The sequence below is a fragment of the Micromonospora endophytica genome (assembly GCF_003236305.1).
Lineage (GTDB): Bacteria > Actinomycetota > Actinomycetes > Mycobacteriales > Micromonosporaceae > Micromonospora > Micromonospora endophytica.
This window is the reverse complement of sequence record NZ_POTX01000196.1, coordinates 1-11,475: the sequence shown is the minus strand read 5'-3', so window position 1 is coordinate 11,475 and position 11,475 is coordinate 1. Positions and strand designations below refer to the sequence as shown.

At 71.2% G+C, this 11,475-nt stretch carries 11 protein-coding genes and 1 pseudogene; 8 read left to right on the top strand and 4 right to left on the bottom strand.

Annotation, left to right across the window (positions count from 1 at the left end; all coding sequences use genetic code 11):
* Window positions 1-997: pseudogene (locus C1I93_RS23020) on the bottom strand (hypothetical protein); the annotation flags it as partial.
* A 313-nt stretch (window positions 998-1,310) separates the two neighbouring features.
* On the opposite strand from C1I93_RS23020, the gene C1I93_RS23015 reads away from it, so the two are divergent.
* On the top strand, window positions 1,311-2,747 hold the full coding sequence (locus C1I93_RS23015; RefSeq protein ID WP_223256148.1) for a S8 family serine peptidase: 1,437 nt from the start codon (window positions 1,311-1,313) through the stop codon (window positions 2,745-2,747).
* Window positions 2,748-2,809: 62 nt separating this feature from the next.
* On the opposite strand, the gene C1I93_RS23010 is transcribed toward C1I93_RS23015, so the two are convergent.
* Complete coding sequence (locus C1I93_RS23010) at window positions 2,810-4,444, bottom strand: ricin-type beta-trefoil lectin domain protein (RefSeq protein ID WP_111245381.1); 1,635 nt, start codon at window positions 4,442-4,444, stop codon at window positions 2,810-2,812.
* A 374-nt stretch (window positions 4,445-4,818) separates the two neighbouring features.
* Here C1I93_RS23010 and C1I93_RS23005 point away from each other — a divergent pair, with 374 nt between their 5' ends.
* Together C1I93_RS23005 and C1I93_RS23000 are read left to right on the top strand one after the other, a co-directional pair.
* Entirely contained in the window at window positions 4,819-5,388 is a 570-nt protein-coding gene (locus C1I93_RS23005; RefSeq protein ID WP_111245380.1) for a sigma-70 family RNA polymerase sigma factor, read from the top strand.
* A gap of 69 nt (window positions 5,389-5,457) precedes the next feature.
* Window positions 5,458-6,354 (top strand): zf-HC2 domain-containing protein, encoded by an 897-nt coding sequence (locus C1I93_RS23000; RefSeq protein WP_111245379.1) that lies wholly within the window; start codon window positions 5,458-5,460, stop codon window positions 6,352-6,354.
* A gap of 75 nt (window positions 6,355-6,429) precedes the next feature.
* On the opposite strand, the gene C1I93_RS22995 is transcribed toward C1I93_RS23000, so the two are convergent.
* Both C1I93_RS22995 and C1I93_RS22990 read right to left on the bottom strand, forming a co-directional pair.
* Complete coding sequence (locus tag C1I93_RS22995; protein WP_111245378.1) at window positions 6,430-7,377, bottom strand: hypothetical protein; 948 nt, start codon at window positions 7,375-7,377, stop codon at window positions 6,430-6,432.
* 49 nt (window positions 7,378-7,426) lie between these two features.
* Window positions 7,427-7,858: a hypothetical protein gene (locus C1I93_RS22990; RefSeq protein ID WP_111245377.1), complete on the bottom strand. Its 432-nt coding sequence runs from the start codon at window positions 7,856-7,858 to the stop codon at window positions 7,427-7,429.
* Between the two features lie 309 nt (window positions 7,859-8,167).
* Here C1I93_RS22990 and C1I93_RS22985 point away from each other — a divergent pair, with 309 nt between their 5' ends.
* From C1I93_RS22985 to C1I93_RS22965, 5 genes are all read left to right on the top strand, one after another.
* On the top strand, window positions 8,168-8,677 hold the full coding sequence (locus tag C1I93_RS22985; RefSeq protein WP_223256149.1) for a hypothetical protein: 510 nt from the start codon (window positions 8,168-8,170) through the stop codon (window positions 8,675-8,677).
* Window positions 8,674-9,369 (top strand): hypothetical protein, encoded by a 696-nt coding sequence (locus C1I93_RS22980; protein WP_223256150.1) that lies wholly within the window; start codon window positions 8,674-8,676, stop codon window positions 9,367-9,369. The genes C1I93_RS22985 and C1I93_RS22980 overlap by 4 nt, the downstream gene beginning before the upstream one ends.
* 62 nt (window positions 9,370-9,431) lie before the next feature.
* Window positions 9,432-9,785 (top strand): hypothetical protein, encoded by a 354-nt coding sequence (locus C1I93_RS22975; protein ID WP_111245375.1) that lies wholly within the window; start codon window positions 9,432-9,434, stop codon window positions 9,783-9,785.
* Between the two features lie 52 nt (window positions 9,786-9,837).
* Entirely contained in the window at window positions 9,838-10,578 is a 741-nt protein-coding gene (locus C1I93_RS22970) for a DUF8175 domain-containg protein (protein ID WP_111245374.1), read from the top strand.
* 1 nt (window position 10,579) lies between these two features.
* On the top strand, window positions 10,580-11,475 hold an 896-nt coding region (locus C1I93_RS22965; RefSeq protein ID WP_111245373.1), incomplete at its 3' end, for a hypothetical protein.

Sequence of the window (11,475 nt, the reverse complement as noted above, 5' to 3'; positions counted from 1 at the left end):
CGGGTGGGATGACCACCGTGATGGTGGGACGGGTCGATGCCGACAGGAGCAGTCCGTCCGGGGTGGTCCGCAGCGCCGCTGGACCGGCGGCGAACCGGGAGCGGTGGGCCTGCCACTCGGCGGGCTGCCCCGCGTAGTCGAGGGCGCGCAGGTCCCGTCGGCCGTCGACCAACTCCGCGCTGCCGCCCGGGGGTGGCGTCCAGACGGTGGCGCCCGTCGTCTCGGCCAACTCCCGGGCCTGCGCGCCGAGGCTCTGCTGTTCGTCCGGATCGGATGGCCAGGTCAACCAGAGTCGCAGGTCGCTGCCGTAGAGTGGAAGATCACCCAGTAGCGCGGCCAGTTGCCCGCCGTTGTACACCCGCTGCGTGCCGCCGTAGTCGCCGACCAGGAACCCACCGGCCCGGGCCGTCACCGCGACGGTCACCAGACCGCCCGAGGCCGAGTCGAGTTGGTGTGCGGTGGCGCGGCGGGTGACGAAGTCGGCGCGGGTGGCGAGGACCAAACCGCCGCGCAGCGGCAGCCCCACCACGCCCCGGCGGGGCCGGACCAGGCCACTTTCCACGGTGAACCAGCCGGGCAGCGGGGTGGCCAACTCGGGCGGCTGGATCACGAGCCAGTCCCTGGGGCGGCGGGTCGCCCGGTCCAGTGGGACCGCGTGCAGCGGGCCGTCGACGCCCTGCCGGTCATGGTGGCGGATCTCGGCGCCGTCCGGTGTGACCAGGACGTCATGGGCGAGCAGCCCGGCGACCTCGCTGAACAGTTCGGTGTGCCGGGCACCGTCGGCGGTCAGGATGCGTACGTCGTTGGCGTCTTCGCCCGAGCGGCGGACCAGGTCGGCGATGGTCCGCGCGGTGACGGGCCGCTCCGGCTTGAGCGGCAGCACCAGGCCGCCGCGCGCCCCGGGCTCCAGCCAGAGATCGAACAGCCCGGTGATCCGTCGGTGCCGTCGGGGGTCGAAGCGACGTGTGGTCGGCGGCTTGTCGATGTTAGCGTCCATCGCCGTGGGTGTGCCGTGCATGCGTTCTCACCACCGTCCGCTCGCTGCCGGCCGTGGCGGCCCGCGACCCGTCACAACAGTCGGCGTCGTGGCCCTTACGTCCTCACGACGGACATCATCGGACTCTGGTTCAGATCAATTCTAACGTTTCTGCCGATCAGATTGAACGTACGCGGCCGCCATCCGCTGTAGAGGGTGTCGGCCGGCTGATCGGCCGCAGGCTACTGAAGGAGGAACATCAGTGCTGGCGAAGCGCCCGAAACTCGGACGCCTGCTCGCGGGCGTGGTGGTTGCCTGCTGTCTGGTCGTGTCCATGGCTGGTCCGTCCGCGGCCCAGAAGGCTCCGCCGGACCCGCAGGCGTTTGTGAAGTACTACGTCGTCACCGCCGCCCACCAGGGGCAACCGGAGAACCTCACCGAGATCGCCATGCGTTTTCTCGGCAGCGGTGAGCGGTCCGCGGAGATCTACAACCTGAACGCCGGGCGGGTGCAGCCGGACGGGGCCAGCCTGACCGACCCGGCGCGGCTCAACCGAGGCTGGTACCTGGTGCTGCCGTGGGACGCGGCCGGTGAGGGGGTGAAGTACGGGCAGATCCCGTCCGGACCGAAACCGACACCGAAGACTCCGACGCCGGGCCCGAAACCCTCCGGCAGTCCCAGTCCCAGCCCCAGTCCCAGTCCCAGCCCGAGTGGCAGTCCTGGTGCCAGCCCGTCACCCACCGGCACGAAGGGTGCCACCAACTGCACCGCCACCGCCGGGTCGAGCAGCCGTTCGGACTGGGCCCAGCTGCGGATGGCCGCTGACGGCGCGTGGGACCTCAGCCGTGGCAACGGCGTCATGGTGGCCGTGGTCGACTCCGGGGTCGACGGCCAGCTCGAACAGCTCAACGGCCGGATCGCGGTCGGCGCGGACGTCACCGTCGGCAACGGGCGTGGCGACACCGACTGCCTCGGCACCGGCACCGCGATGGCGAGCATCATCGCCGCGAACACCAGGGGTGAGAAGAGTTCGGTCGGTCTCGCGCCCGACGCCACCATCCTGCCCGTCCGGATGGTGGGTCCGTCGGGCAACGGCCGGCCCACGGACGCGGCGAACGCCATCGAGGTGGCGGTGAGCGCGGGCGCGTCGGTGGTGGCGCTCGGCTCGCACGTGGACCTGTCCGCGCCGGCGGTCGTCGCCTCGCTCACCACCGCCCTCAACCACGACGTGATCGTGGTTGCCGCCGCACCGACCAAGCCGGTGACCCTGCCGGCGCCCGGCGACCAGGCCACCGGCGCCCTGCTGCTGGTCGGCGGGGTCGGCGCCGACAACCAGTTCGTCGAGGAGTATCAACCCGACGCGGTGGAGGTGGTCGCGCCGGGGGCGGACGTGACGAGCATCGGACCGGGAAAGGCAGGCACGCTGAGCTACACCGGAACCCGCTTCGCCGTGGCTTTCGTGGCCGGGCAGGCCGCGTTGGTCCGGGCCGCCTATCCGGAGCTGAACGCCGGCCAGGTCGAGGAGCGCATCCGCAGCACCGCCGATGCGGTAGGTGGTGACACCCCCGACGTCAGGTACGGCTCAGGCATGATCAACCCGGCTGCCTCGGTCGCGCGGCCGGTCGAGGGCCAGCCTGTGGTCGGCGCCGGAGCGGATCGCGGTGGTGACGGTGGTGGCTTGGGCGCCGTCGTCCTGCTCGGCTTCGCCCTGGTCGGCGGGGGTGCCTTCCTGACGCTGCACCTGTTGCGTCGCCGCCGGGCCTTCGGCTAGCGGGCCAGCAGCACGAAAAAAGGGGTACGGGCAGCGCGCCCGTACCCCTTTTCGGTGCCGAATTACCGCGTGCGCCAGGTCTGCTCGGCGTTACCGACGTAGATCCAGAGCTCCAGCGGCTTTTCGCCCTGGACGTTCATGTCCACGTCGACGGACTTGCCGTTGAGTCCGCTGATCAGACCGCCCTTGTCGTTGTGCGTCCAGGTCTGCGCCTTGTTGCCGCTGCAGACGGCCACCTGGATCGCGGTGCCGTCCTCCGAACCGGCCCAGGCGATGTCCATGCAGAGGCCACGGGCGCGGATGGTGCCGTCCTTGTGGAACTGCCACCACTGCGCCGGATCCTCGGTGCACCTCTTCAGCTTGAGCCGGGTGCCGTCTCCGGTGTTGCCGGAGCTGACGCACTGGCCGGTACGCGGGTGGAAGATCTGCTTCGCACCTTCCGGACGGGTCGGCTTCGGCGCGGGCTCCTGGGCCGGTGGGTTCGGCTTGGTGGTCGTCTCCTCCGGCTCCGGGTCGGCGGCGGGCGGGTCGGCCGGTGGGTCCGGCTTGGTCGCCGGCGGTTCGGTCGACTCGCTCTCGTCCGGGTCGGGCGCGTCCGCCGGCGGTTCCTTCGACGGGGTGGGGGCCGGCGCGGGCCGGGCCAGCCGGGTGTCGAGGGTGTAGAAGTCGGTGAGGGCCTTCACCGCCCGCAGGTAGGTCTCGGTGCCCGGGTCGACGGTGCCGCCGGTCTGCCGTACGGTCGTCGGACCGTCCCGGTAGGCGGCGAGTGCCAGCAGGTACGGGTCGCCGTCGAGGCTGGACAGTTCCTCGGTCAGCCGGCACATCGCGGTGCCGAGGGTCGGAATCGCCGTGGAGGGGTCCCAGGCGGAGCCGCCGTCGGGGCCGTACGCCTGCCACACCTCGGGCCGGAACTGCGCGATGCCGCGCTGCCCGGCGGGGCCGAGCAGGTTGGCGTCCAACCCGGAGAGCGCCATCAACTGGGCCGCGATCATCGGCGGGGTCAGCTGGTCGCAGACCGACCCGGCGGTGACGACGAGCGGAACGTACTGGGCCGGAACCCCCTTCGCGTCGGCTGCCGGTGCGGGCGTCGTGGTGGGGATGCCGCTGCCGCCGAACTGCTTGAGCTGGCCGTAGTACCCGGCGTAGCCGCTGACCAGGTCGACGTACTCGACGGCGCCGGCGGGCACCGCGTTGGCCTCGGTGACTGCGGGCAACCCGGCGTGGAAGGCGGCCAACGCCAGCCGCCACTGGTCACCGGAGACGCCGGCCAGGCGCAGTTGCCCGGTGAAGTCACACATCTGGTGGGCCAGCGCCAGGATGCTCGCCGAGATGTCCGAGCGCCCGGCGTCCGGCCACGGCTTCCAGGTCTTCCAGTCCTCGTCGTCGAGCCCGGCGATGCCCTGACCGCCGGAGGCGGTGCGTCGTGACTGGTTGTCCAGACCCGACTCGGCCATCAGCTGCCCGGCGATCCGCGCCGGAGTGAGGACCGGGCAGGATCGGGCGGCGGCGGCGATCGCCGTCATCTGCTTCTCGGTGACCTTCTCTCCGATCACGGTGTCGTCGCGGGCCGAGGCGACACCCCAGTTGATGGTGGCCACGACGGCGGAGAGCACCGCAAGTGCGGCAAGCGCCGCCGCGATGATCTTGCGCGGCGTCCGGCCGAGTCTGGACCTGATGGATGCGAGGTCGGTTGTCACGGGCCATCCCTTTCGGCGTAGCGACACCTGTCGTGACGGATCTCCACCGTCCGACGTTCATCCCCGGTCCGGATTTTTTCTGCGACCGGAACTGAACCAGCCGGGGTCCGCGGTCGTCAACCGGGGCAGCGCGACGTTCCGGCAGCTCGCGCGTTGGGGCGTCGGCAGGCCCCGTCGACAGTGGAGGTGACAATGATGACCGGAGACCGTCCAGGCCCGACGACGGGGGCCGCCGTCCCGACCGGCCACCGGGCCACCTGCCCGGCGCGGGTCGGCCACGGCCGAGCTATGCTCGCCGTCAGGGCCGCGAGGACGCCGGTACGCCACGTCCCCCCGGTCGGCAGGATGCCATCCGTCCGTCAGGGAGGCGGTCTGTGTCGGCGGTGCCCAACGAATCGGCTGGACCGTGTCTTGCGGACGGTGCCGCCGTCGAGCCGTCCGCCGCCGAGGCGCTACTTCGACGGGTCGTCGAGGAATATCGCCGACCCCTGCACCGGTTCCTCACCCGCCTGCTGCTCGGGCAGCAGGACCTCGCCGAGGACCTGGTGCAGGAGACGTTCCTGCGGGCCTGGCGGCACGCGGAGACGCTCGCCGCCGACCCGTCGAAGATCGCGCCGTGGCTCTACACGGTTGCCCGGCACGTGGCGATCGACGCGATGCGGGCGCGGCAGGCACGGCCGGCAGAGGTCAGCCTGCCGGACCTGAACCGGGTACCCACCACGGACGACGAGATGGATCGGGTGGTGAACGTCCACGCGGTCCGGATCGCCCTGGGCAAGATCAGTCCGGAGCACCGTGCCGTGCTACTTGAGATGTACTACCGGGGCGCCTCCGTCGCCGAGGCGGCGGTGCGTCTGGGAATACCCGAGGGTACGGTGAAGTCCAGAGCCTTCTACGCGGTGCGCGCCCTGCACGCCGCGATCGGCTCTACCGAGTCGTCCTGATCCTGAGGCCGCCCCGGACCCTGACAGACACACCGCGTGGTGCCGAGGACCCGTTGAGGAGAGGGCTGGATGCGCGCAGGCGGGGAGCACGCCACGGCAGAGCAGGAGAGGTTGACCCTCTACCTGCTCGGAGCCTTGGACGACGCGGAACGCGAGGCGTTCGAGGAACATCTCGCCGGCTGCTGGGAGTGCCTCGAGGAGTCGGCTCGGATCGGTCCCTCGATCGGCGGGCTGGCCGGGCTCGGTGAGGCGGACTGGTTGCCGCCCACCACCGATCCGCCGGCCCCGTCGTCCACCCCGGCGGTGGCCCCGTCGTCCACCCCGGCGTCGTCCACCCCGGCGGTGACGCCGGTCACCGAACCGGCGACGGCCGAACGGCCCGACGACGTCGCGGTGGCCCGGCCTGTCGAGACCACCGACGATGTCGCGGCGACCCGACTCCCCGAAACCACCGACGGCGTCGCCGGTTCGGTGCGGCCGGCAGCCACCCGGCCGCCGGGCAGACCTGCTGCCGGCACCCGTCCCGGGTCGGCAGGCGGAGCCCGTCGGCGGCGACGATTCGTCTGGGCCACCGCGGCGGCGTTCGTCGCGTTGGCGCTGGCCGGTGGGGTGGTGGCGGTCAACCAGTGGAACGCCGGCTCCGAGCCGGTGCTGACCGCCTCCGGTGCGGCGCCAGGCTACGGCGCGAGCCTCTCCGTCGCCATCGTCACCGGTGACGAGGGCAGGTCCACGATCCGGATCACGGTCAGTGGGCTGCGCCCGGGCATCCAGTACCGCCTGTTCGCGGTGACCCGCGACGGCGCCACCCATGTGGTGCGGGACTGGACGGCCTCGGCCGGTCCGCACGAGGTGGCCGGCGAGACGTCCCTGCCGGTCGAGGAGCTGTCGTTCATCACTGTCGGGCTGATCGACGGCTCGGCGGTCGTGACCGCTCCGCTCGCCCAGGACCCGGCCACGCCGCGCTGATCGCGCCGGGGGCGAGCCCCGCCCGCGCCGGGGTGGCGCTCGCCCGCGCCGGGTGATGAGCGCCCGCGCCGGGTGTCAGCGGCTGCGCGTGGGTGACTGCCCCCGCTGACTGCCCGATGGGCTGGGCGTACCCGTTCCCCGGCCGGTGTGGCCCCGCTCGGTGTCCATCCGCGTCGACCGCTCCCATGCCGCTCTGCGCTGCTCCACCAGGGAGTTCGCGTAACCCACGGTGGTGCCGACGAGTCCTCCCGCAGCGGTCAGCGCGGGCATGTTGCGGGCCGCGCCGTCGATGTTGAGGCCCAGGCCGATCAAATGGAGCCCTTGCAGCGCGGCCTTCGTGTAGTCACCCTTCTCCAGCGCGTCGACGAACTCCGCGCCGGATTTCAGGCCGGCGGCCACCGCCGAGGTGATGTTCAGGCTACGGGCGGCCCAGCCCTCCACCAGTCCCGCGATGGTGCTTGTCGCGCCGACGATGAACTCGGTCCCGGGCGGGAAACTCTCGATCAGGAAATTCTTGAAGGCCTTCAGGTTCTGGAAACCGGCACGTTGCGCGGCCTGGTTCGCCTCCCGCTCGGTGGGCGGGGTCGTGGCGATCGGGCCGGCGCGGCGCGGCGGGGCGGTGATGACACCCAACTCGACAGCGGTGTTGACGAGCGCGGCGGGGCTGGCGACGACTGTGGATCTCCGGCGCAGCCCTGCCTGGGCACGCGCCACCCCGGCATCTGTGCTGGTCGGAGAGGTGGAGGGCGGGCTCTCGCGGTGGCGGTTTCCGGCGGCCGGGGGAAGCCGCCGGTTGCCGTTGAAGGAGTCGGTGAACTGCGGAGGCGGTGGTGGCTGCCCCGGTGACCGGGAGGCCGGGTACTGCTGTGGGTATGCCGGCGCCCCCGGGGGGTACGGATCGGTCGGCACGCTGCGCTGCCGCTGCGGGGACTCCACCTCCGGCGCTGTGGGGGTGCCGGCGAAGGTACGGGCCCGGTCCGGTAGCTCCGGTGCGGTCGTGTGCTCGTACCTGAATTCGGGCATGCGTGCGCTCCTTCGGGGTGATCGCGGCGGGGAACCGCCGACAGCCGATTCATCTGGTGCGTGCCCGCCGTCGGCGAGGTGTGCCGAGCCGCGGTGGGACCGCCGGCCGACCCACCCGACCTGCGCCGCGCACGCTGGTGAGCTGCGCGGCGAAGGTGACGCGCGGCCCGGCCAGAGCCGCGCGGCGCAACCGGGAGTACTCGGCGCTCGTCCAGTTCCGCTCCTGCCGTTCCTTCTCGTACGCCGGATGACCGGCCGGGGTGGCGCGGTGGTCGAGGTACTCCTTGGCGGCGAGGGCTCCGGCCTGGTTGGCGCGGCTGAGGGCACGGTCGCGATCGGCGCTGCGGGAATCCGCCGCCCACGCCCATGGCTGCTCCGCCCACCGGCGTCCGACGGGTGCACGACGCACGCTGGCCAGGGCCGCGGCCAGTGCGACGGCCGACGGTGGGACGGACTCGCCGGCGCCGGAGGTCGGGGTCATGCCCGTCCTCAACGGCTCTGCGGGGCGTCGGGTTCGCCGTGGGTACCGATTTCTTTTCCGCTCGCCTGGGCGGGTAGATCGTCGATCACCTGGTCACCGCGGCCGCGTCGGCGGTTGCCGGAGGCCGTCCGGGGAGGGTCGCGGAAAAACTCGGAAGTCGTGCTGAACCGAGCGGGTGGCCGCGCCGTAGAGCGGCCGTCACCGGCTCCGACCGGTGGCGCGGCGTGATGGCCGCGACGACGAGCGGGAAGGGAGGCCAGGCAGATGGGCAACGGGTCGGTGGCGTTGCGGCGACCGGAGGTGCCGACCATGGGATCGGGACCAGCCGATCCGCGTGTCGTGGCCGGGTACGACGACCGTTCGGCCTGGCGGCGCGACACCCTCTCCGAGGACGGCATCGGATGGATCGGCGCCCATGGTGGTGCGGGCGCGAGCACGCTCACCCGGCTGTTGGGTGGCACCGACATCGGTTGCCGCTGGCCGGACCCGGCCCTCGCCGAACCCGCCCAGGTCATGGTGGTCGGGCGGACCAACCTGGACGGGCTGCGGGCGGTCTCCCGCGCGCTGCACGCGATGCGGGACGGCCGGCACCCGGCCGGGATGCGGTTGCTGGGCGTGGTGCTGATCGCCGACGCCCCGGGTGGGCTGCCGGCGCCGCTGCTCGGCCGGATCCGGCTGCTGCGCTCGATCGCGCCGGTGCACCGGCTGCCGTGGATCCCGTCGTATCGGGTGGGCGAGCAGCCGAAACGCCCGCCCCGGCAGTTGTCCCGCCTGGCCGCGGTGGTGGGTCCGCAGGTCGAGCGCCGGAGGCAGCCGTGATCAGGGCAGTCCGGATCGCCGCGACAGTTGTCGTCGCCGCGCTGGGGTTGGTCGGGCTGGGCCTGCTGGCGCCGTCGCAGGCACGGGCGGCCGACGGCGTCTACGAGGTGGAGATCGATGGTGGTGACGCCGTCTACAACTACACCCTCTGCCTGAAGACCACCACCACCATGAGGAGGCCGGCGGCCAACAACGGTGACCGGGAATGTACGGGGAAGCGGAACTCGACGAACGGGTCCTACAAGATGACCGCCGCGTACAACCCGGGCGACAGCGTGAAGATGGATATCGAGATGCACACCGGTCTCACGGGGGAGTCGGTGACGAAGGACAATGTCGATATCACCGGGGCGACCAAGTGCAAGCTCTCCGGTGTGGTGCATGCCGGGAAGTTCAAATGTGACACCCCGTCCAACAGCCTCCTCTTCTCACCACCGGCGGTCGAGGAGTACACGGTGAACACCAACCCCGACGGGGCCGTCTCGAAGCTGCTGGACTTCATGGCCTGGCTGGTGAGTGCCGCTGGCGTGACGGGTCTGCTCATCACCGGCGCGACGTTGGCCTCGCAGCTGCGTCGGGGTGCCCTCGAAGAGCGGACCGAGTACACGAAAAGCATCGCCTTTGTCCTCTCGGCGTGCCTGCTCGCCACCACCGCCGGCCCGATCTTGGCGTGGCTCGACATCACGGGCTGATTCTCACTCCGGCACGTGAGCCCGAGTGAAAAAACGACCATCCAATCTGGAAGGAGCTTCGAATGATTCTCTCTGACCTCTACCTGCGCGCGGTCCTCGGGATTCCTGCCGTGCTGCGGGCACCGGACGGTCTGGCCGCCGCGGTGCCGCAACCGGATTCCAATGGCGATCTGCCAGAAGGTCTCGCCGACAAGGTCGAGCAGGCGTTGGGCCTGATCTCCTGGGGAGGCACGGCGGCCGGTGTCGTCGGGGTGCTGGTGACCGGCGCGGTCATGGCCATCTCGCACAAGCGTGGCGAGAGTTCGGAGCACATGAGCCGCCTCGGCATGGTGCTGGGTGGCTGCATCCTGGTCGCCATGGCCGGTCCGATCGTCACCTGGGTGTTCGGCACCGGGGGAGGCGGGGACGGCAGCTGACCGCCTGTTCGACCGAGGACCGAGCGGTCGTCCGCTGGACCGGGAAGGTGTCATGAGAAGAAGATTCGGATTCGACGATGAGATGGGCGAGGAGAAGCCGTTCTGGCAGCACCGCCGATGGCAGCTGTCGGCCGCCTTTCTGGCCCTGGCCCTCTGCACCGGCACGGTCGCGGCGCTCGATGGCGGCCGGGACGCCAACTCCAGCGCCGCGGCCGCCGGACCGGTGATCGGTGGCCTCGAGCCGGACGGATCCCGGCCGCAGGGTTGCCGCACCGACGACTCCGTGCAGCAGCTTCCGAGCGAGGCGCCGAAGGACATCAGGTGGCGACCACTCAACGGGGCGGACACGCCGACGTCCGCCTCGGCGGGGCCGCTGAAGACCACCGGACCGCTGCTCTGGTGCTTTGCGCACACCCCGATGGGGGCGGTCATGGCGGCACACACCATCTCCCGCCAGATGAGTGGCCCCGACTGGCGTACGGTCAGCGACCAGCAACTCGTGCCCGGCCTGGGACGGGATTACTTCGACGCGATGCGGGCGTCGATGCCGGAGACCGGGCCGGTGCAGACCTCGAACGCGCTGGCCGGCTTCGTGGTGCTGAGGTACGCGCCGAGCACCGCCACCGTCCGGGTGCTGGTCCGGCAGGCGAACGTGCTCTACGCCTCGGTCGACTACATCGTCGACTGGAACGGCGTGGACTGGCAGCTGCGGCCGCTGAGCTCCGGTGGCCTGTACACCCGGGCCAACCCGGTGCTCTCCCTCGTCGGCTTCGTGCTGTGGAACGAGGTGTGACGTGTCGGAGTGCGCTACCGGTGACGCCGTCTACATCGGCACCATCGGACAGGTCGTCGGCTTCTTCGAGCGGGGCATCGATGGCATCCTGAGCGATATCGCCGCGGCCATCCTGGGCGCTGCCGTCGAACTCTTCGCCAACCTCGGCAACATCCCCACGATCGGCGACGAGGCGCTCAACGACAACATCCACCTGCAGACCAACTGGTTGGTGGTCACGATCGCGGTCGCGTCGTTGCTGGCGGCGGCCTTCCGGATGGCGCTGGAGCGCAAGGGACAACCCCTGGTCGTGGCGCTCCAGGGCCTGGTCCGCATGATCCTCACGGTCAGTGCCGCCTGGTGGGTGGCCAACTGGCTCGCCAGTGAGGCGGACGCCTACTCCCAGCATCTCTACGAAGAGGGCATCAAGGCACAGCTCAAGCTGATCGCCAACTGCGGTACCGACGGGCTCACCGCCTTCCTGCTGATCATCGTCGGCCTGTTGCTGCTGATCGCCGGCTGCATCCACGTCATCCTGATGTACATCCGGCTGGGTGTGATGGTGCTGCTCACCGGCACGCTGCCGCTGGCCGCCGCGGCCTCGATGACCGAGACGGGCGGGAACTGGTGGCGCAAGCACATCGCCTGGATGGTCGCCTGGTTGGCGTTCAAACCGGTGGTCGGGCTGATCATGTACTCGGGTGCCGCCATGATCGGCGCCACCAACGAGCTGAGCGACAGCGACCAGGCCCGGCACTACAAACTCGCAGGCGTCGCCGTCCTGTTGATGGCTGCGGTCGCACTGCCCGCGCTGATGCGGCTGGTGGTACCGGCGATGTCCAGCATGGGCTCGGGCGGTGGTGTCGGTGCGGGCGTAGGGGCCGGTGCCGCCGCAGCGGGTGCGGTGGCGAGCGGAGC

Bases quoted from the DNA above. Each gene is read 5' to 3' on its own strand.
- C1I93_RS23000 (WP_111245379.1), top strand. From the start codon at position 5,458: ATGCGCGCAGGCGGGGAGCACGCCACGGCAGAGCAGGAGAGGTTGACC.
- C1I93_RS22985 (WP_223256149.1), top strand. From the start codon at position 8,168: ATGGGATCGGGACCAGCCGATCCGCGTGTCGTGGCCGGGTACGACGAC.
- C1I93_RS22975 (WP_111245375.1), top strand. From the start codon at position 9,432: ATGATTCTCTCTGACCTCTACCTGCGCGCGGTCCTCGGGATTCCTGCC.
- C1I93_RS22970 (WP_111245374.1), top strand. From the start codon at position 9,838: ATGAGAAGAAGATTCGGATTCGACGATGAGATGGGCGAGGAGAAGCCG.
- C1I93_RS23015 (WP_223256148.1), top strand. From the start codon at position 1,311: ATGGCTGGTCCGTCCGCGGCCCAGAAGGCTCCGCCGGACCCGCAGGCG.
- C1I93_RS22995 (WP_111245378.1), bottom strand. From the start codon at position 7,377: ATGCCCGAATTCAGGTACGAGCACACGACCGCACCGGAGCTACCGGAC.
- C1I93_RS22990 (WP_111245377.1), bottom strand. From the start codon at position 7,858: ATGACCCCGACCTCCGGCGCCGGCGAGTCCGTCCCACCGTCGGCCGTC.